Source organism: Oceanobacillus sojae, from assembly GCF_900162665.1.
Classification (GTDB): domain Bacteria; phylum Bacillota; class Bacilli; order Bacillales; family Amphibacillaceae; genus Oceanobacillus; species Oceanobacillus sojae_A.
The window spans coordinates 143216-163387 of sequence record NZ_LT727813.1 but is presented as its reverse complement, the minus strand read 5'-3'; the positions used below and the strand labels follow the sequence as shown (position 1 = coordinate 163387).

Genomic DNA, 20172 nt, shown 5'->3' with positions numbered 1-20172 from the left:
ATTTAGGCAAGAAATTTACTATATAAATAACGGGTATTCGGATTTTAGTGTGGAAAACTCATTTTACCTAATAAATGTTCACATAGCATTAATTCGGATTATCGTGTAGAAGAACATAACAGCCCAAAGGATGATTCTATTAATAAATAATTTGGTAACAGTTTTGAGGGACTATTTGATTAATCTTTTTTCAAGATTAGGCTCTAACTTAAACTGAAACTAGCTTGTTAAGGTTTATTTTAGTTAACTTTATTTTAAGATAAGGGTTATCAAGCATTAGAACAGTGAGCTGGTATACAACCTTTTATCAGTGCACCACCTTCTGAATGGTTATCTACGACAAGGTCACCCCCGTGTTGTCTAACGACCCTTCTTGCAATAGTCAACCCTAACCCGACCCCTCCGGTTGAACGATTTCGTGATGCTTCACCACGATATAGTGGATCAAAAACACGGTGAATCTCTTCTGAAGAGAAACCTTTCCCTGTATCTTGAACAGTAAAGACCACTCTGTTACCGTCCTTATAGCATTGTATAAAAATTTTACCAGAGTGTGGTGTATGTCTGACAGCATTATCCAATAAGTTATTTATGGCACGCTCTAATAAATACGAATCGCCCATGATCATACAATCGTCCCCAAAATAGTTTGCGATAAAAGAGATGTTGTTTTGCTTAGCTAGTGGATTCAGGCTATCAATCGACTTCTTTAATAAAATCGGAAGATTAACCGTGTTTTTTTTGAGTTCCATCTCCAAATATTCCGTCTTTGTAAATGTAAAAAGATCCTCTACAAGACGGGCCAATTGTGCTGACTTTTCCTTACAAACCGCCAGATACTTTGCTTGTTTATCCGGTGAATCAGCAATTCCTTTTTCCAGACCATCCAAATAACCTCGTAAGGCGAATAATGGTGTCCGTAAATCGTGGGCGACTGCAGCAATGATAAATCGGCGTTCTCCCTCCAATTCCACTTGTTTTTGCATGGATTCTTGGAGACTATCTGTCATTATTTGAATTCCGCCATGAACTTCCGTAATTTCTTTGATCGGGGACTCAGGTAATTGGACGTCCAAATCTCCTTCCGCGACTTGTCGGACTGCCAAGCTCATTTTCTCAAGTGGGGTGAGAATAAACCTTCTCATGACATAACCGATGATAAAAAAAGCTAACAATAATCCTGTAAATGCTACAATCATCTGAACCCCTCTTGAATTTGGCTGAAAAATCATTACTCTTCCAACTATGCGACCATCTTTCATAATTGAAAACTGTTCTGCTCGCGTAAATGAGTGAACTTTCTTAGGGGAAAATTGGAAAATCTCTTGATTTGATTCGGTTAAAATTTTTACACCCATATCCTCTGCTTGTAACTTTCCTCTTAAATTTTCTTGCCATTGGGGGTCAGACCATTTTTCTGTATTTGTTTCAATGAGGTGGCTCATTTTATTTAAATCTTCCTTCTCAGCTTCATTCGTATCGAAACTAAGTGATTTTGTTGTTAATAAGTGGGCTGTTACGTAAAATACCCATGGCAACATCAAGATTAAAAGCAAACTAAATATAGATAATGTACGAATACGAATTGATCTCATTTTATTCTCCTTTAAAACGGTAACCTATACCCCAAACATTAAATATATATTTTGGTTTGTTTGGATCGTACTCAACTTTCTCACGTAGGCGGCTAATATGGACACGGACAGTATGTTTATCGCCAATTCCATCCCAAAATTTATCAAGTAATTGATCATAAGTAAAAACAATTTGCGGATGCTCGGCAAACAGTCGCAATAATTCATATTCTTTTGGTGTAAGTGAGATATATTTTCCCTCTACAAATACTTCTCTTGTGGATAAATCCAAAGTGAGACCACCGTAATCCAAGATTTTCCCGCTAAATCCCTTCTGGGAACTAGAGCGTCGCAATACAGCTTTCACTCGGGCAATAACCTCACCCGGAGATGCGGTTTTAACTATATAATCATCCCCCCCAATTGCCAACCCACGAATTTTATCTACATCATCACTGAGAGCGCTCAGGAAGAGGATAGGAATGTTACTCTCCTCCCGTACCTGCCGGCAGAACTCGAAACCATTTAGTCCCGGCATCATGATGTCAAGAATGATGCAATCAATTGTAACCTGCTTAAGTACGGACAGTGCTTGATCGCCGTTATAAGCAGTTTTTACATAGAAACCGTCATTTTCCAAGAAGTCTCTTAATAGTTCAACAATGCTTTTATCATCATCTACAACCATAATCGTCTGTTTTTCCTTCACAAAATCCTACCTTCCCTTCGATGCTAGTTTAAGAAACGAACCTTCCATCGAAATCTACTTTCAGTATATCACTGTTTCAACAATGATGACTTCACATCACTTTTTTGTGATGGATTGTGATTGTTTTGTGACCTTTTTGTACCATCATTTGAGACACTTAAAGGTTATTGTTTAATTGTGAAACGATCGGCGAATATTCACTATAAATAAAGTGTTTCGCCTTACTTTTATTACTCGAAGGGGGTTACACAAATGGGTTTCGAAACTCACAGTTTCTCATTCTTTCCATTCGGTGCTTTGTTTTGCCTTACACTTTTCTGCTTTATGGCGGTTCGAATCTTTGAAATTCGCTATCGTTATAAAGATTCCAATCAGAAAGACAGGGACATAACCATGATTCTTAAAAATCGGTTAGCCAAGGAAGAAATTAATGAAGCTGAGTATCAAAGGTTGAAAGAGCTTCTTACAAAATAAAAGAACGATTCTTGTGGCAAGGGCTCAAATTAATTGCCAGAAAGTTTGATTAAAATTTTAAAAAAAATGGAGGACATATGTATGAATGTTCAAATTGTGTTATTTGATGGATTTGATTTATTGGATGCAATTGCTCCTTATGAAGTGTTTGTTGCAGCTGGAATGTACTCAGAGGAGGAAATAATAGTTAAACTAGTTTCCGCTGAAGGTGAACGAATGGTGACAAGTGGGGTGAATCAATTACAACTCCAAGCAAGCGGCAAAATTGATTTATCCTCTAAAGGAATCATTCTTGTACCAGGGGCATCCGGTTCTGTTCATGATAATGGGCCAGATTCCATTCCAGTAAAATTAAAAAAAGCCACTGAAACCGAGTTAAATAATATACTACGAGAAGCAATGAAGAAAGCCGATATTTTACTTTCCACAGTTTGTGGCGGTTCTCTCATTTTAGCAATGGATGGTTTATTAGAAGGCCGCCATGCAGTAACGCATCATATGGGAATGGGTCTATTAAGTGCTACCAACGCTATTCCAGTTAGTGCCCGTATCGTAGATGATGGCGATCTTGTTACTGGCGGTGGCGTTACTTCAGGGCTCGATGTTGCACTTTATTTAGTTGAGCGAGAGTTAGGTTCCCGTATAGCACATGCTGTGGAACAACTATTTGAGTACGAGCGCAGGGGCACAGTTTGGAAAGCTGAAGGACATGCACCTAAAGAAAGCAAACATGAAAATCCAATGGAAACGACAAGTTCTCGCTCCTCTAATCAAACTGATACTGATAAGAGCTTTAATTTCCAAGGAAAATGGGATACTACGATTTCCACTCCTATTGGCGATCTTTCCGTTTTATTAGATTTATCTTCTGAAGATGGTCGTATAGTGGGAACTGCAAAACAAGGGGAGAACATTGCTACGCTGAACAACGCTGTACTGGAAGGGAATCAATTAAAATGGTCCATGAAAGTGACGAAGCCTATGCGTCTTACATTAAAATTTATCGTTTCTGTAGATGGAAACAATATGTATGGTGAAGCAAAGGCTGGTATGCTTCCCTCATCAAAATTAATTGGACATCGTATTTCTTAAGAATGGAGTTGTAGTTATGTATTCATTTATTGTATTTGTTCATGTAATAGGTGCTTTATTGCTCGGTAGTTTTCTAGCTTTTCCAGTTGCGTTTAAATCTCTTTTGTCACGTTCAGGTAATGAATTAAAAATATCTGTTAAAACATTGGTAGGTTTTACCCGCTTTGGCCATTATGCATTAATTTTGTTAATCATTACAGGAGGGTGGATGGTAATGGGATATGCCACTTATCCTTCTTTGTTATGGGTGGTGCTATCATTAATCCTGCTTATGCTTATTGGTGCTTTGATAGGTATGATACAAAATAACTTGAAACGAGTCATTCTTGCAGAGGATCCTGACAATGCGTTACAACGAAATAAGGCCAAACTAAATACACTCGGTTGGTTTACATTTGTGCTTATTTTTACTGTTGTTTTTGTTATGACAAATCGTGGTTTATTTGCCTAAATATAAGAGGAAAGGATAACGATAAATGAAAAAGAACATTTGGATCATTTTTTTAATCGTGTCGTTCATGTGGGTCATGCATACATTTTCAAAAAACTTCATGGTTGATCCCACTTTTCAGGATTTTCTTGCTAAAAAAGATGAAGTTCTAACTAACGAATCGTTGTGGATACTTATGATCAGGTTACATATAATTTTTGCTATTATCTCCCTTATCACTGGACCCTTGGGTGTGATCAAGAAATTACGAATTAAATCTATCCAATTTCATCGTTGGAATGGTCGAGTCTATTCGCTGTCTATTTTGTTAAATTTTATCCCTGGTGTTTATGTTTCTTTTTTTGCAACAGGAGGATGGTTGAGCACCATTGGATTTCTCGTTTTAAATACACTATGGTTTGGTACAACAATTCTAGGCTATATCAATATTAGAAGAAAAAACGTGATAAAGCATAGTTCATGGATGTCAAGAAGCTTCTTTCTTGCCTTTGCCAATATGATCATCTACATCATTGTGGCCATTTTACACAATGCCTTGCAATTTTCATATGGTACTTCCTACACAATTGCTGTATGGTTATGCTGGGTGATCAGTTTATGCATTGCAGAAACCATGATAAGAAAAAAAGTATTTATATAATTGGATATTAATATTAATGTGGTGTTTGAAGAAATTTATGATACTAACTTTTCCACACAATCCCAATGCCCAACTTGAGAAAAGGATAGAATAAATGTTACCCAATATGATTAACCTGTCAAACTTTGAGATTCTTGATATGAAAGAGAGTGAATATGATTACAGATTCTTAATAAAGTCAAATACTCCACCACCTTCACATTGTCCTAAATGCGGCACATTTCCTAATTTTTACAAGCGTGGTAAGAAAGATCAACTATTCTTTGATCTGCCTATGCACGGAAAACGTGTAGGCTTAATTACTAAACGACAACGGTACAGATGTCTGGAATGCAAAGAAACCTTCTTTGAAGATCTTCCTGATATGGATGTCAGTCGTTCTGTTACTAACAGGCTTATAGATTGGATTCAACAAGCAAGTCTTGAAAAGACCTTTACCAGTATTGCAGAAGAAATCGGGGTTGATGAAAAGACCGTCCGAAATATCTTTAATGACTATGTGGGAGAGCTTGAATCCCAAACAGACCTTAGAATTCCCAAATGGCTTGGTATTGATGAAGTCCATTTGCTTAAGAACTATCGTTGTGTCATTACAGACGTTGAAAACAAGTCTGTAATTGATATTTTACGAAAACGTAATAAAGATACTGTTATCAGTTACCTTTCAAAACTCCAAGATATTGATAAAATTGAACTTGTAGCAATGGATATGTGGAATCCTTATAAAAGTGCTGTTAATACAGTGATACCACATGCCAAAATCGTAATCGACAAGTTTCATGTTGTTAAATTAGCCAATGAAGCGTTAGAAAAAATCCGAAAAGCTAACCGTCAAAATGTGTCAGCCAAAGAACGCAGACAACTTATGAGAGATCGCTATGCGCTTCTTACTAGACGAAAGGATCTAAAAGATTTCGATGATCAAATTAGATTGCAAGTATGGACTGATAAATTCCCGTTACTTGGTCAAGCATACGAACTTAAGGAGCAGTTCTTTGACATTTATGAAGCTGAATCACTGAAGGAAGCCTATAAACTGTATCAAAACTGGCTTTCAAATGTTCCTAAAGAATTAATTACCTATTTTGAGGATCTGATTAAGGCAATGAACAACTGGGAAGAAGAGATATTCAATTATTTCAATTCACCCATTACAAACGCCTATACAGAGTCCCTAAATCGCTTAATTAAGACAATGAATCATATATTGGCCGTGGATACTCTTTTGAAGCTCTCAGAGCAAAGATTTTATTCACACAAGGCTATCGTAAAGTTAAAAAGAAAAAGAAATTCAAAGAAGTTGAAGTTACTTTCGGAAAAATGTTACCTGATCAATTCCCAGATTGGTCACAAACTGGCTATGAATGGGTGTATGAAGAAATCTATGGTGCTGATTTTTCCACACTGACTAAGGCAATGGAGGAGGGTTCTTTTTAGCCCTCTTTCCACACTATTTTCCGAATACCCTAAATAACAAACATATAGTGATTGAAGCCTAATGCCATGCATAATGTAGTTGCCATAAAGAGAAAATAATAGTCAAATCTACTCCATTTCACATGAAATTTCTTTCTACCATACTGTATCTAACTTCATTAAGAATTCTTTCAAACAAGTTTATTATTATAAATTGCATGTTGATCCCCTCTAATAAGAACCTTTCGCTAGCTTGAGCAATAAATAAGTTGCTATAAATAGTATTTTTTACTTTTCTATTGACTTTAACGCAGCGTAATACCTTATAGTTCCAAATGAAGGAGGTGCAAAAAGTGACAATGAGAGTAAAAGAAGTGGCTGATTTAATCGGTATTAGTACTCGCACACTACATCACTATGACCAAATTGGATTGTTGTCTCCCCAAAAAACTACCAGTGCTGGCTATCGATTATACTCAGAAGAAAACCTTAAAACATTACAACAAATTTTGTTCTTTAAAGAGCTTGGTTTTCCCCTAAAGGAAATAAAAGAGATTATCTTTAGTCCTTCATTTAATCAACAGGAGGCATTACTTCTCCAACTAAAAATGTTAGTAGAGAAACGAAATAATATCGATAAGATGATAAAAACTGTCGATAAAACAATTAAACATATGTCTGGTGAAATAAAGATGACAAATGAAGAAAAATTTGAGGGAATTAACTTTAGTCATAAAGCATATGAACAAGAAGCACGTAAACGTTGGGGAAATCAATCTGTTGAACATTTAAATGAGAAAATAAAAATAATGTCAAAGGCTGAACAAAATAGTTTATCGAAAAGATGGGTTACAATTTTTAAAAAACTTGCCCTCTTTTGTGACTATTCTGCCGAATCTCAAGATGTACAAGCTATCATAAAAGAATGGTATGATTTTTTAAATGAAAATTTTAAGAACTACTCTCTTGATGAATTTTATGGACTAGGTCTGCTTTACATGGAAGATGAACGATTTACAAAAAACATTGAACAGTATGGTGCAGGATTAACAAGATTGATGAGTGAAGCAATGAAGGTCTTTGTAGATAATCAAAAATAAAAAGGTGGTAACAATGAAATTAATAATAGAAAACACAATTGAACAATATGAACAGTTATTCTCTATGGACGAAGATAGAGAAAATTATTTTCGGTACTCCATGATGAAACCTTTTGAAAAGATGTGGAACACGATTAGTGTTCCATTAAAAGCGAAAGAACCTAATGGTTATGATGTCATCATGGCTACAAATATGCTTGGCTATCTACATGTGTCGGAAACTAATACTGGAAGAAAAGCATTAGAAAATCTGAAAAAAATTCAAGCCCTTGAAACAGCACGTAATACGTTAAATGATTGCGTTCATTTTATTGAAAAAAATAATTTAAATATAAATGCCGATGAATTAAGATTTGGAATGTATATAGCTGACCCGAAGAAACTAGAACTACAAAAAGGTTATTGCGGATTTGGTGGAATTCCAGGATTTATTCAAGTATCTATTTATCCCGATTCCTATAATACCCCTAAAATTCCTGCTGTCATTGCACATGAATTTAACCATAATATCCGTTTTTCTTACTTTGATTGGGATCATGGCAATGTAACTGTTGGTGACTATTTAATCATAGAAGGATTGGCAGAATCATTTGCAAAAGAACTGTATGGAGATGAGCTTTTAGGACCTTGGGTGACCTCTTTTGATAAAGAAGACTTAGAGTATTCTACCGAAGTAATAAAAGACGCATTAGATGTTAAGGGGTTTGCGGAAGTTAGTAGCTACATGTTCGGAGATAAAATTTCAGTGGAACAAGGATACCAACCTGTGGGGCTATCACCATTTGCTGGTTATGCTGTAGGATTCCAAGTTGTACAGTCTTTTATGAAAGAAAATAACATAGGAATTGCAGAAGCTACCCTATTAGGAACAGATGAAATAATTAATAATTGCGGATTGTTTACTAAATAAAAACGGATGAACAACCCAGACAAAAAATAATTTTTTTACCATATGAATTAATTGAAACAAAACAATCTATTTTCACTCTAAAATAATTATAAAACGAGTAATTTTCATACCATTATTATAAATTGTAGTGTAAAGAAGGAGTGAGATAATGGAACTGCCTAAAATTCATTTTTCATCTAATAGCATTTTGATTGATTCTCAGATGAAAATCTTTATTACTGGTCTCTCTCCATATGATGTTGTAACGCTTAACGCCAAAATGCGGGATAATTTGGGAACAGAATGGGAATCCCATGCTATATTTAAAGCTGATTCTGACGGAAAAATTGATTTAAGGACTGCACAACCAATGTCAGGAACTTATACTGAAGTCGATGAAACAGGGCTTTTTTGGTCTATGTTGCCTGTCTCCAATATAAAATCAAACAAACAAATATCATTAGAACCCTTGGAAACCAAATTAGTATTGATAAGACAAAAAGAAATATTGGATGTAATCTCATTGAAACGTCATTTTGTTTTACCCAAAGTTAAAAGAACCCCTATTCGTGAACAGGAATTAGTCGCAACATTTTTTTACCACTCGAGAGAGGAACCACTTCCAACCATTATTGTGCTTGGCGGGTCTGAGGGTGGTTTACATGAGGAACAGGCGGCACTTTTAGCTTCCTATGGGTTTAACACACTAGCTTTAGCTTACTTTGGTATGGAAGATTTACCAGATGAGTTGGTTAATATTCCAATTGATAATATTGAAAAAGCTATAAACTGGCTAAATAGTCAACCGAATGTAGATTCTAATAAACTTGGTATGATGGGAACATCAAAGGGTGGAGAACTAGCACTATTGTCAGCCTCCATGTTTCCAGCAATTAAGGCAGTGGTGGGGTATGTACCAAGTTCGGTTGTCTATCCTGGTATTAGTCAAAAAAATGGAAGTTCTTCCTCTTGGAATTATAAAGGAGAGGAAATTCCCTATGCAAAAGGGAAAATACCTGAAAAGGTTGGGGCTTCTTTAGGAAATTGTATACAAACAGGAAAGCCTTTAATTTTTCGGGATTGGTATCAGCATTTGGCGGAAGGACAAACGAATGCCGAAATTTCAGTAGAAAACATAAATGGTCCTGTTCTCTTGATTTCGGGTGGTGATGATAAATTGTGGCCATCAGATATAATGTCTGATAGAGTAATAGAGCGTTTAAAGCGAAACAATCATCCCTTTTATTTTGAACATAAAACCTATCCCAGTGCGGGGCATTATTTTATTGCTCCTGGCATGCCAACAACCCATTCAGATAAGATTTCTTTTGCTTCGAATTCCACAATGCTACTTGGTGGAAGCCCTCATGACAATGCGGTTGCTCATGCTGACGCTTGGAGAAAAGCAAAGGAGTTTTTCAAAGAATATTTAGGTGAAAAGAAAAGCAACTGGTGAGGACTAATAAAAATAGTAAAACAGCACGTATTCAAGATTGTTTAACGAGAATACGCGCTGCATAGTTTATTCTACAATCATCCAGTTAGAATCTTTTTCTAAAGTCAATTCATAGTGTGAAAGCTGTATCGCTTTTGTAGCTTCATCTAAATACTTCACAGTAACCCATACTTTAACCTGATCATCCTGTTCTTGGAAAACTGGATTAATCAATTCTGAAAACGTATATTCCTTCTCAATAACGGGTAAAGCATTGTTCTTCACATAATAGGTCAATTCTTTCTCTGTTGCCGCAGGATAGGAAGCAAAGAAGGTTTCTAAAAACTCAGTGACTTCTTCCACTGTTTCAGCTTCTATCATATCATCACTTTGTACCTGTTCGGGTGTGAAATCTGATTTATTCGGGCTATTCCACAAAGTAGGATTTTGCGTAATAACTAAGTTTCCTTGTTCATCTTGATAGAGGACAATGCGATAGGTAGCGTTTGTGAAAGAGCTTTCTTTATCTTCGGTAATTTTTTGTTGAACAGAGTAAACCACTGAAAAAGTATCTTCCGTTTCTTCCGATACCGACCAAATATTTATATTTTGAACACTGGAACTGGTCGGGATATCCTCTCGAACCATTTCCGTATTTAAGGCTTGTAATTCTTTTGTTAGGTAGTCTGTCAGTTTTTCGGTTCGTGCTTCCAATGCTTCAGATTCATTTTCCCATGTATAATAGTCCTTCACAAAATTTCTTGTAAAACTTTCAATCGCTGTTGTGTCTACGATATGACTTTCCACAATTTCTCTTTCATGTACCGTATGTTGATCAATCGCTGTAAAGTTTTTATAGATTCCAAAAGCTAAACTGCTAAGAAGCAATATCCATAAAAAGATGACTGATTTTTTACGTTTCCCAACCGTTTTTATTTTTCTCTTTTTTTCTTTCTTTGGATTGGCTTGTTTCTCTTTTTTACGAAAAGGCAATTTCATGTTAACTATCCCTCCATTAGTTTTTGATACGACCTGCACCAATTAAATGTTCCTGCCAGTAAGATGAAGCTAAATCAGCATAGCCGATTGGGTCTCCTGCTTGATACATTTGATTATCTCCAACGAATATACCAACGTGGGTCACATAGTTTGCAGTGTTATAAGTCGAATGAAAAAACACTAAATCGCCAGGTTCTGCTTCGGATAATGAAATGGACTCCGTAGCGTCATATTGTTCTTGGGCAGTTCGTGGCAGTTCAATCCCAGCTTTTTGATAGACCCATCGGGTTAGTCCGCTACAATCAAAAGACGTGTCAGGATTATCACCGCCAAAAACATAGGGGAAACCTTCATATTTTAATGCTTCTTCCATCACAGCCTGAAAAGTGTCATCTTCAAAAGAAGGAGATTCGCTGGAATCCGTCAAGTAAGGTTGTAACAAATCCATATAAAACATATTTCCATAGCTGTATCTCCAACCCCCGTTTTTCTCTACTGCAATGGGATTGCTATACGTTACTTTCTCTCCATTTGCTTGCTCTTTCGCAAAACTTTCCGCTAAGTCAAAACTATATGCTTTTCCGTTATTTGCCACATAATCAATAAAACCACCACCAAAGTTATAACTTTGTATGACGGTTTCTGTATCTAGTTCTTTCGCTTCGGCTGATTGTAATAACTCTGCGAAATATTTTGTGCCTTGTTCAATCGACGCTTCTGTATCTAATGTGTTAGGTGGAAGTCCTAGCGATTCGCTGGCTTGCATAACATCTTCGGCAGTACCACCACTTTCAACTGCGATAATCGCCAGCAAGATAGGAACATGTTCGCTAATATCATATTCCTTTGCATATTTCTCTACGGTTGGCTGATGGGCTAACGCATCTTCTGATAGCCCTGTGTTGTTAAGCTCATCAGAGAAACCTATATCCATAGAGGTATCGAAATCGCCATCTTCATCGGATATAAAAATGGCGACAAAAGCAAGTAAACCGAGAAAAGCTAAGAAAGCAATCCCTCCAACAATCAACGTGATTTTCGCCTTTAAAAACATCATTGGCGTTTCCTCCTAACCGCATGTCGTAGGCGGACAGGTTTTTGTCGTTGTTTTGTCTGTTTTCGTGGAAGGGAAGGACGTTGAATCATTCGCTTTTCTTTGGATTGTAACGTTTGTTTTGGCAGCCGATTAGGAGTTGTTTTAGGATGTTGTTTCTTTCTTCTGTTAGTAGCTGTATAAGGTTGTTTTGCTTTTCTATTTTGCTTATTGTTTAATGCTTGTGGTCTTTCTTTTTGTTCAGGAACTTGTCTTGGTTGGTTGTTAGGAATGGTCTTGTCTCTAGGCTTTATTTGCTGTTTCTCTTTGGCTAGAGGGGAAACAGGCTTCCTTTGTATGGTTTGTTTCTTGGAGAAATCTTTTTTCTTTTGTTGGTGATCCAATGCTTGTCGTCTTTCCGCAATGGTTTTTCGGTGCTTGCTTGTACGTTCCACATTTTCACGCTGCCTATTTTCTTTGGTTTGAGATATTCCCTTCTTAAAATCCTTCCCTGATCGTTTAATATTTTCCTTTCCTTGTGCGACAGCGTACTTTGCGGTTGTTGGTAAATCTTTGACTTGCTGTTTTCGGTGTTGAATATTGGAACGTACCCGATTTTTGGTATCTAATACCTTTCCAGTCGATTGCCCGAGTTTCTGACTTAATGATTTTTTCGCATTATTGTTTGATTCCTTCTGATTCTGTTTGTTGGCTGACAAATGCTGTAAAGGACGTAAGGGAGAAAAAGAACGTTTTGTTTTTCCCGATTGACTCATCATTTTTCCGACTGCTGCCCCAGCAGTTGCCCCTGTCAATGTCCGACCAATCGAACGCTGTAATCGTCGAGTGCTTCGGTGAGCTATCTGTCTTGGACGCCGCATAACACTTCGCCCAACTTGTTGGCTGTCATTGCTCTGTAAGTTGAACATACTCATGATGTCACCGAGTTTCATATAAATACCTGCAAAAGTTACAATCTGCAAAAAGGCAATTAAGAAGAACGGATACGAACTGGTAAGGCTATATAGCATGGACGAAATACTAAAAGCAACGGTTATGACGAGTGTAATACCAGCTCGTAACATAATGACGTTGAACAGTTTCATGATTGCCTGTTTCCCCATGTTTTCAAAGCTGGGGATCATCGACAATAAGAAACTGATTGGCAGGAAAATCGCAAATACGATAAAAAGCAGTTGGGAGAAAATCATCATTCCAGATAACAAAAATACGAATATGGAAATCCCAATATTAAACAGAAACAAGAAAAAGACCATCCCTAAGCGAGTAGTGGTCTTAGTAATCGTTAAATTCTTATTATCATGATCTTCAATTTCTGCTTTCACCACGTTCTCACGTGTTTTTCCATTTCTAGCGTCTGGACTGGTGGAAACCAGCGTGTCTACTCGCTCTTCCCTGATGGCTTCTTTATCCGAGTTATCAAATTGTAATAACAGCCATGGTTGTTCTATCTGTATCGAGAAAAGATTATTACGAATCATATCGACACTATCTTGTCCCTGACTGTTGGAACTAGGCATAAGCATTTTTGCTCCTAAATCAAGAGCAGCTTCACTCACATCCGCAGAAAAATCATTAATTTTCGTGACATACGTTGGAGCGTAAGCAATGAAAGACGCTGACAAAATAAAGACAACCAAGAAGTTAATCACAGCCCGCATGGCTTTGGTCGTTTCTTGTTTCAACAAGCCTGTATAGGCGACATAGATTCCGATAATAAGCACGAATAGTAGCAAGAAGCCGACATAGAAGCCATCTTCACCAAACCCCTGTGACGTAATGCCAGCTAGGGTCTGCATGTTTTTACCGATTGCGTTGGCGGTTTCCGAGATGAAATCAAGAGAATAGGCTTGTTGTACCAAGTATCCTGTGGCATTGGATAAATAAAGATTGATAATCCAAATAAAGTTAGTAATCGTGTATAGCCCATACATGACTTGTTTTCCAATCCCGTCATCCCAATTCCAAGGCAGCCAATCCCAGCCAGAATCAACGAAAAAATCTAATTGGTAATGGTCAAGTGGATAAAGGGAATAAAGATTATCTTCGGAAACCGTATCATCGACCAAACCAGCAGCATTGGTAACTGTAAGCAGAGAAAGAAACAATAAAAAAATGACCGCACTTAGGAGCACCGCCACCATAACAATCTTTTTCAATTTTCGTTTATCCATTTCATCACTGCCTTTCTGCGACAGGTGGTCTGGTATCAAAGGCTTCAAATAAATCTTCGAAAACAGGATGGACTTGTATAATCCCAACACGCCCGTATAAATCTTGCATGAGACATTGACCATTTTCTAGTTCTCGTAACCGTCTTTGATTCTCTTCATCTTCCGAATCCACCCCAAAAAATTGAAGCGTTTTTTGAATTTCTGTACTGTCTCTGGAACGAAAGGCAAACTTGACACCGATATTATTTTTGAGCTTTTCATCGGTTAAATCTGACGAGTTTTGGGTAACAAAGTATACACCAGCATTCATGGCACGACCAGCTCGTACCAGTTTATTAGATAGCGTTTTTCCTTGAGCGATTTGAAGGAAAGCCCATGCCTCATCCAAGTCTACAATCTTAAAAATGCTGCGGTCAGAGTGGATAAAATCTAAGGCGAACGTGGAAATAATAATCATCATGGCAACACTTAAAAGCTCCATTGTCGTGTATTCTTCAAAGCTGGTTTCTGCGTCAGGTAAAACTAAATCTGCCACCTGTATAATATTGAGCTGTTTCTCTAAACTAATTGAGTTTTGCACCGTTCCGTCTGAAAAGAGAAGGTGGGCGAAATCATAATCGGTAAAACTTTCGATATGGTCAGCAATCGTGGCAGCTAATGGATTCGGGTCACTCCTTAACTCTTGAATGACCAGAAGCAAGCCACATTCTTCCTGCTGTCCAACCGCACGAATTGCTTTTCGTAAAACAGGAAACTTGTCTCCGTCCCGACTGGATATGCCTGTAAGGAAGGTAAGAATATCAATCGCCAGACTTTCGGAATCCTTCTTGTTTTCCATAATGACATAAGGGTCGAGTAAGCCTTTATTCGCTTCTTCACTAGTGAGGTTCACCACATTAATTTCTTCGGCAATATCAGGCAAGGTTTCTTTCCAATTTCCTCGTTCTGATTTGGGATCAACGATAAGTGCTTGACCACCATATAGCACCGCATAATAAACAAGCAGGTTATTAGAAAAGGATTTCCCACCACCAAGCGAGCCGAGAAAAGCAGAAGCTAACGCATTCGTGACAGAACCTTGTACCCCTTGACTAGCAAGGCTAGGATTCAAATAGACATTACGCCCTGTATCTAAATTGTAACCAAAATAAATACCTTCCGTTTCCCCTAACATTTGCGTTGCACCAAAACCTAACCCCGCCAAAAAGTCTGACGTGACATATTGAATATAGTCGTTCATATAACGTTTGCTGGCAGGAATAAATTCACCATGAAGCCCTAACATATCACCAAATGGGCGAACGAGTTTGACGTTTAAATCATCGTAAAAATCTTTGACCTCATTACACCGCTGTTTTAACTCATCTAAGTTAGAAGCAGATACCCGAATGACATAGCTTAACTTATACATGGATTCCTTGCTTTGATCGAGTACATCTTCCAATTCGTTCACTTGTTCTAAGGCTTCTAATACATTACTGCCCGTTTCATTATCGGATTCTGCCGCATGATTATCTAAGTCTTGAAGCTCTTTCTTTTTATTTCTTACGGTTGTTAACGCCTTTTTGTTAGTGACGATTTCAACGTGCATAGAGGTATCAATCGGAAAATCAAACTGTTGTTGCTGGTAATAGAAGATTTCATCACTAGGAAATTCTAAATCGCCAACAATCGAATTAATCGTAAAGTAAGCAGCATATGTTGTTTGTTCTTCCTGATCCAATTTAATATAACGTTGATTTTCTGTAATTAAACAGCGAGTGGGTTTTATCAGGTCAAACTGTTTCACATAGGTTTCTTTTTCGCCTTTTTCATAAGCAAGTTCATAATTGTAATCTTCAAAGGCAATACCTGATTGTCCATGAAGGTGTTCGATTAAATACCCCATATCATCTTTGGTGAGTGGGCGTACTTTAAAACGTTTAGCAATTTTATTTTGTAACAACGATTCCATTTTCAAAAACCGTTCAATTTCAGTATGGGGCATAGAAACAAAGTCACCCATAACATGATGGTTCACGTCACGTATAAAACTGGAAAGAGAGGATGTCACCGATTTCCCCATTGACTTGATACTGACTTCTTCTTCATTTAGTAAAAGTTTAAAGCCGATGAAGAAACGATAATCCACTTGATGTTCGCCCAGCATAGAGGTAAGTGCTTCTGTCTGGTCGTCAATTCGTTCATAAGCGACTTCTTGAAGCCTTCCTGTCACTTGTTTTTTGCTTCGTTCTTGTACAGTGCGAATGCTGCTTTCCGTACTAATTTGTAAAGCATGTATTTTCCCGTCTTGATTCTGTGCAATCAACTGTCTAAAATGTTCGTGTACCTGAATCTTTTCATCTTCGGACAGAAAGGAATAGTTATATGGCAGCAGCTCATAGTACGCAAAACATTCTCCGTCATGGTTAAATACTAAGTTATTCTCGATATATTTAATCGGATAGCCCATGTACTTCACTCCTTACACTAGTGATAGAGTTATCAAAAGTTTGTTTTTGAAGTTTTACCGCTTTGCCTGCATATGTCATTTTCGGGCGAAAATAATACGTCACTACGGATTTAAGAAATCCATATGGTTTTTTTCCATCAAAACTTTTTTTAGACATAAACCACGTTAGCAGCAAAGGAACCCCAACATATTTTAATAATGCACCATCAATCAAAGAGAGTGGAGGGAGGTTTCCCAATAACATGACGACCAAAAGAGAAAGCACAAACCAAGTCATCTGATTAAACGTAACGGGAAATGGCAAACGAAAATCATTAATCGCATAAATGATTTTCTCTACTGACCAAATGCGAGTGTAGCTTTTTAATTTCTTCAATTCGATTCATCCTTTCCAAAGAAAGAAGCAGCCTGTTAGGAAACAAGCTGCTTATCCGTTTATCCGACATATTCAAATACCCCATGATTAGTGACAAGAAAATTCGCTCCAATCTCAAGGTCACGCCCATAGGCTTGATAATCAATATAGTTTTGTAAATAAGCAGGTATATCTCCTAGTGTTCCTGATTCCTCTATCAGATACCTTGCTACATCCTCCATGTTGTCACAATCGGAATAACAAATAATATCGTCTTTGTTTTCTAACAATTCTTCGATATTATTAAACCAGTATCCATCAATTTCTGACAGAGCGTCATACAAGGGAGTTCCTTCGATTTCCTGTACCATTTCGCATAACCGATTAATTTCGGAAATAGGTGTGTACTCATGGATTTCAAATGGTAATTCAAAATCGTGTATGGCGTATTCTTCATATTCACCGTTTAAGCCAATTCGTTCTTTTACTTCCTCCATATCAATAGGAGGGGAGAACCAAGCACCAACCAATTCACCTTCGTTATACTTCCCGAGGTTTGCTATATAGACCTGCATTTCCATTGGTTATCACATCCTTTTATAAAAAATTGCCATAAAAAAAGCACCAGCAAGGTATTTGCTGATACTTAAAATGGGCTTGTTAATCCCTTCCGCACTCCGTTTGGATCACCAGTTTTTTACGAAACATAAGAAAATCGCTTATCTTTCATAAAAGAACAGGTACGATTTAATTCCCCTTGTTAACTTCATCTTCATAACTGGTCATACTTTCATCCCATAGTTTTTCTTCTTCAGGAAATATCAAATCATGTGTCTTAAAATATATTTCTCTGATAATATCAATCCAATTTTGAATATATTTTATTGCTACAAGACTATCTCCTGAGGGATGAATAGTTAAAAACATTGTAGTGATTTGAGCTAAAGAAATTGCTGAATGTTCTGCTGGTGTTGTAATACCAAAATCACTTCTTCCCGATGGAATAACGTCTTTGGGTGTCATATTGCTTAATCTGGCAAAAGTTCCTTGAGGAGAAGCATGGACTATTTTATTTGCTAAATCATATTGGCGTCTCCAAACAGTAGAATTAATATCACAATTTTTTTGTATATCATTAAAGCTTATAAATCTTTTTATTGTTGGAAAAACACCACTTGTTCTTGCCCATTCATATCGATCTTCTGTATTAGAAGATTGTATGAATGCTTTTGCCACTGGTTCACCATGTTCTTTAATGAAAGAAGAGATTATTGCAAGCTCATACATAGAACGCCATCTAGCATATGCTCCATCCGCAAAACCATTTTTCATCAATGTAATAATCTCAAGAAATTGTTGCATTGCTCGACCATGTATATGTTGCATTGCTGTGAAAACATGAGAAGATTCCTGCAATTGGTCTTGGGGTAAGTTATTTACATGTTCAACATATGATTGAGCTGCTTCGATTACCATGATATACATTGACTCAGAAGCTACAAATGCTTTGTTCCACTTTTGCTCTTGAATCGATAAAAACTCTTGTTCTTCAGCACGAAATAGCATTACTTGTTCATACATAGTATCTCTCATGTAACCTGTAGTATCATTAGCCATCCTAGTGTACATATCTTTAAATATTTTATCTAAATCTACTTCCTCAAATTTTTTAATTATTTCATCTGCTTCTTCTTGAGTTTTAGCTTTTTCTAATTGCTCTTCTAGTAGTTTCATAAAAGTGTCTTGTAAAAATTCGTTAGTATAATCAGCCATTAAATCATTTCCCTTTCTTTCTCCGAATATACGCTACATTTAATTATAGCAAGCATACAAACTAATGACTATATTTTTTAAGCCCCAATAATTCTGTTAAATAGGTTTAATAATACATCTTTTACGCCTGCCGCATTAAAGACTAATCCGACAGCTACCAACGCAATGACGAGAAACCCAATTAATTTAGAAAATTCCCGTTTGAAACCAAGATAAATACCAATGACCACAATTGCCATTAAAACTAAAGATTGTGCATTATCTAAAAACCAGTTATACAAATTCTGCCCGAAATTCATATGTTTTGCTCCTTTCTAATCTTCATCTTTGAAAATCCGAATCACATCATCGGTCATCATTGCTTGCTGCATAAGCAATTTTTGGTGACGCTTGGTTAATTTAGCCTGTTGCAGCATATCCTTCATTACCGTTGTTTCGTTGACTTCATCCAGCTTTGTTGCCAGTTTCCATGTGGGTGCGACCTGTCTTGCTAGCCACCGTAATGTTTTATCAATGGTATAGGGTTCAGGCTTTGTGGTTAACGATATTTTTCGATTTTCTCCTAAATCTAAAAAATGTTGCCATGCCGCATTTACTTTCCAACTACTTCGACGTTTTTTTTCATCCTTATCAACAAATCGTATATAGCGATTGATGATAGAAAAAGCGGTTCGTCCAGCGTCCTCAAAACTCATTAGATCAACAATCGCATGATAGGCACGATCATTTTTCAATCGGATTTCTAAGCGATTTTTCACCTCTGTATCTTCCAGTGAAATACCATATTTAACGAATTGTTCATAGTCCTTCTCATAGAGACAAAAATATACGTCACTTTTTAGAGAACCGATATACAGGGTGTTTCCCATGTCTGGTTTATCTTCACCATGTACCAAATCCCCAGAGCGATAACTTTTAAAACTGCGAAAAACAGAAATACATTCTTCGTTATGGCATTTCTTCGTGAGTAATGGAATATCCAAAATGCCTGTCTTATCATTCATCGCAAGGTCAATGCGTTTAAATACACCACCAACACGAAAGACATCGACAAAGAAATCAAACCATGTTCGCTGTTGGGCTAGTAGAAAATTTTCAAATTGACGACATCCTTTTCCTTTCAATTCGAGCAAGCAGCCTTTATCTTCATCAGGCGAAACCATGACAACAATATCGCCAAAGACATATTGTTCAAGGTACGAATAAAAAGCAAAATCCTCATGTAGCATGTATTCTATTTTCAACTGTAAAATATCCTCAATCACTAGAAGTGGATCAGTAGTGATAAATCGGATTCGCACATAATCAAACAAGATTTCCAGTGGTGAATCTGGATTAAATTGTTCCAGCACCTCAAACAAGGCGTTTTGCAAGGAATCAGAAGGAGTTACTTTTCCTGTCTCGATTTCACTTATATATTGCCTTGTAATGCCAACATGTACTGCCAGCTTATTTTGTGATACACCATATTCTAACCGTTTGTCTTTTAATACTTGATACCAAGGCATATGATTCATGTGCATTCCTCCCAACTAAAAAAAGATGTCAACTAGAGTGTAAAAGCTGACATCTTACTCATGTGTTT

Annotated in this window: 19 protein-coding genes; 8 read left to right on the top strand and 11 right to left on the bottom strand. The window is 36.9% G+C overall.

Annotated features, from left to right (window positions below):
* Positions 1–269 precede the first annotated feature (269 nt).
* Both BN1068_RS18120 and BN1068_RS18115 read right to left on the bottom strand, forming a co-directional pair.
* Complete coding sequence (locus BN1068_RS18120; RefSeq protein ID WP_077604259.1) at positions 270–1595, bottom strand: sensor histidine kinase; 1326 nt, start codon at positions 1593–1595, stop codon at positions 270–272.
* A 1-nt stretch (position 1596) separates the two neighbouring features.
* A complete protein-coding gene (locus BN1068_RS18115) occupies positions 1597–2283 on the bottom strand; it encodes a response regulator transcription factor (protein ID WP_077604258.1) in 687 nt (228 codons plus the stop codon).
* 252 nt (positions 2284–2535) lie between these two features.
* Here BN1068_RS18115 and BN1068_RS18110 point away from each other — a divergent pair, with 252 nt between their 5' ends.
* The 8 genes from BN1068_RS18110 (at position 2536) to BN1068_RS18075 (ending at position 9801) form a co-directional block, all read left to right on the top strand.
* A complete protein-coding gene (locus BN1068_RS18110) occupies positions 2536–2757 on the top strand; it encodes an SHOCT domain-containing protein (RefSeq protein WP_077604257.1) in 222 nt (73 codons plus the stop codon).
* A gap of 81 nt (positions 2758–2838) precedes the next feature.
* Positions 2839–3849 carry a DJ-1/PfpI family protein gene (locus BN1068_RS18105; RefSeq protein ID WP_077604256.1) on the top strand — a complete coding sequence of 337 codons (1011 nt, stop codon included), beginning with the start codon at positions 2839–2841 and terminating at the stop codon, positions 3847–3849.
* A 16-nt stretch (positions 3850–3865) separates the two neighbouring features.
* Positions 3866–4300: a DUF2269 family protein gene (locus BN1068_RS18100; RefSeq protein WP_077604255.1), complete on the top strand. Its 435-nt coding sequence runs from the start codon at positions 3866–3868 to the stop codon at positions 4298–4300.
* Between the two features lie 25 nt (positions 4301–4325).
* Positions 4326–4940 carry a DUF2306 domain-containing protein gene (locus tag BN1068_RS18095; RefSeq protein WP_077604254.1) on the top strand — a complete coding sequence of 205 codons (615 nt, stop codon included), beginning with the start codon at positions 4326–4328 and terminating at the stop codon, positions 4938–4940.
* 94 nt (positions 4941–5034) lie between these two features.
* The gene (locus BN1068_RS18090; protein WP_229720107.1) at positions 5035–6348 is read left to right on the top strand and encodes an ISL3 family transposase; all 1314 of its coding nucleotides are present in this window, start codon (positions 5035–5037) and stop codon (positions 6346–6348) included.
* A gap of 361 nt (positions 6349–6709) precedes the next feature.
* Positions 6710–7456: a MerR family transcriptional regulator gene (locus tag BN1068_RS18085; RefSeq protein WP_077604253.1), complete on the top strand. Its 747-nt coding sequence runs from the start codon at positions 6710–6712 to the stop codon at positions 7454–7456.
* Positions 7457–7469: 13 nt separating this feature from the next.
* Positions 7470–8366 (top strand): DUF2268 domain-containing putative Zn-dependent protease, encoded by an 897-nt coding sequence (locus BN1068_RS18080; RefSeq protein WP_077604252.1) that lies wholly within the window; start codon positions 7470–7472, stop codon positions 8364–8366.
* A 148-nt stretch (positions 8367–8514) separates the two neighbouring features.
* Positions 8515–9801, top strand: coding sequence for an acyl-CoA thioesterase/bile acid-CoA:amino acid N-acyltransferase family protein (locus tag BN1068_RS18075; protein ID WP_077604251.1), 1287 nt, complete (start codon positions 8515–8517; stop codon positions 9799–9801).
* 66 nt (positions 9802–9867) lie between these two features.
* Here the strand turns inward: BN1068_RS18075 and BN1068_RS18070 are convergent, their stop codons facing one another.
* The 9 genes from BN1068_RS18070 to mobT all read right to left on the bottom strand — a co-directional run bounded on the left by BN1068_RS18070 (position 9868) and on the right by mobT (position 20119).
* Entirely contained in the window at positions 9868–10779 is a 912-nt protein-coding gene (locus BN1068_RS18070; RefSeq protein WP_077604250.1) for a conjugal transfer protein, read from the bottom strand.
* Between the two features lie 16 nt (positions 10780–10795).
* Entirely contained in the window at positions 10796–11836 is a 1041-nt protein-coding gene (locus tag BN1068_RS18065; RefSeq protein ID WP_077604249.1) for a bifunctional lytic transglycosylase/C40 family peptidase, read from the bottom strand.
* Positions 11833–14007, bottom strand: a complete 2175-nt coding sequence (locus BN1068_RS18060; RefSeq protein ID WP_077604248.1) for a CD3337/EF1877 family mobilome membrane protein — start codon at positions 14005–14007, stop codon at positions 11833–11835. The genes BN1068_RS18065 and BN1068_RS18060 overlap by 4 nt, the downstream gene beginning before the upstream one ends.
* Positions 14008–14011: 4 nt before the next feature.
* Complete coding sequence (locus BN1068_RS18055) at positions 14012–16459, bottom strand: conjugal transfer ATPase TcpF (RefSeq protein WP_077604247.1); 2448 nt, start codon at positions 16457–16459, stop codon at positions 14012–14014.
* Complete coding sequence (locus tag BN1068_RS18050; protein WP_077604246.1) at positions 16443–16835, bottom strand: conjugal transfer protein; 393 nt, start codon at positions 16833–16835, stop codon at positions 16443–16445. The genes BN1068_RS18055 and BN1068_RS18050 overlap by 17 nt, the downstream gene beginning before the upstream one ends.
* A gap of 59 nt (positions 16836–16894) precedes the next feature.
* On the bottom strand, positions 16895–17395 hold the full coding sequence (locus tag BN1068_RS18045) for an antirestriction protein ArdA (protein ID WP_077604245.1): 501 nt from the start codon (positions 17393–17395) through the stop codon (positions 16895–16897).
* 166 nt (positions 17396–17561) lie between these two features.
* Positions 17562–18587 (bottom strand): DUF5677 domain-containing protein, encoded by a 1026-nt coding sequence (locus tag BN1068_RS18040; protein ID WP_077604244.1) that lies wholly within the window; start codon positions 18585–18587, stop codon positions 17562–17564.
* A gap of 77 nt (positions 18588–18664) precedes the next feature.
* Positions 18665–18886, bottom strand: coding sequence for a hypothetical protein (locus tag BN1068_RS18035; protein ID WP_077604243.1), 222 nt, complete (start codon positions 18884–18886; stop codon positions 18665–18667).
* Positions 18887–18901: 15 nt separating this feature from the next.
* A complete protein-coding gene (gene mobT / locus BN1068_RS18030; RefSeq protein WP_373290646.1) occupies positions 18902–20119 on the bottom strand; it encodes a MobT family relaxase in 1218 nt (405 codons plus the stop codon).
* Positions 20120–20172: the final 53 nt, after the last annotated feature.

What these genes read in the sequence shown, in the direction of transcription:
- BN1068_RS18120 (WP_077604259.1), bottom strand. Translation starts at nt 1,595, where the DNA reads ATGAGATCAATTCGTATTCGTACATTATCTATATTTAGTTTGCTTTTA.
- BN1068_RS18110 (WP_077604257.1), top strand. Translation starts at nt 2,536, where the DNA reads ATGGGTTTCGAAACTCACAGTTTCTCATTCTTTCCATTCGGTGCTTTG.
- BN1068_RS18105 (WP_077604256.1), top strand. Translation starts at nt 2,839, where the DNA reads ATGAATGTTCAAATTGTGTTATTTGATGGATTTGATTTATTGGATGCA.
- BN1068_RS18100 (WP_077604255.1), top strand. Translation starts at nt 3,866, where the DNA reads ATGTATTCATTTATTGTATTTGTTCATGTAATAGGTGCTTTATTGCTC.
- BN1068_RS18095 (WP_077604254.1), top strand. Translation starts at nt 4,326, where the DNA reads ATGAAAAAGAACATTTGGATCATTTTTTTAATCGTGTCGTTCATGTGG.
- BN1068_RS18090 (WP_229720107.1), top strand. Translation starts at nt 5,035, where the DNA reads ATGTTACCCAATATGATTAACCTGTCAAACTTTGAGATTCTTGATATG.
- BN1068_RS18080 (WP_077604252.1), top strand. Translation starts at nt 7,470, where the DNA reads ATGAAATTAATAATAGAAAACACAATTGAACAATATGAACAGTTATTC.
- BN1068_RS18075 (WP_077604251.1), top strand. Translation starts at nt 8,515, where the DNA reads ATGGAACTGCCTAAAATTCATTTTTCATCTAATAGCATTTTGATTGAT.
- BN1068_RS18070 (WP_077604250.1), bottom strand. Translation starts at nt 10,779, where the DNA reads ATGAAATTGCCTTTTCGTAAAAAAGAGAAACAAGCCAATCCAAAGAAA.
- BN1068_RS18065 (WP_077604249.1), bottom strand. Translation starts at nt 11,836, where the DNA reads ATGATGTTTTTAAAGGCGAAAATCACGTTGATTGTTGGAGGGATTGCT.
- BN1068_RS18060 (WP_077604248.1), bottom strand. Translation starts at nt 14,007, where the DNA reads ATGGATAAACGAAAATTGAAAAAGATTGTTATGGTGGCGGTGCTCCTA.
- BN1068_RS18055 (WP_077604247.1), bottom strand. Translation starts at nt 16,459, where the DNA reads ATGGGCTATCCGATTAAATATATCGAGAATAACTTAGTATTTAACCAT.
- BN1068_RS18045 (WP_077604245.1), bottom strand. Translation starts at nt 17,395, where the DNA reads ATGGAAATGCAGGTCTATATAGCAAACCTCGGGAAGTATAACGAAGGT.
- BN1068_RS18040 (WP_077604244.1), bottom strand. Translation starts at nt 18,587, where the DNA reads ATGGCTGATTATACTAACGAATTTTTACAAGACACTTTTATGAAACTA.
- BN1068_RS18035 (WP_077604243.1), bottom strand. Translation starts at nt 18,886, where the DNA reads ATGAATTTCGGGCAGAATTTGTATAACTGGTTTTTAGATAATGCACAA.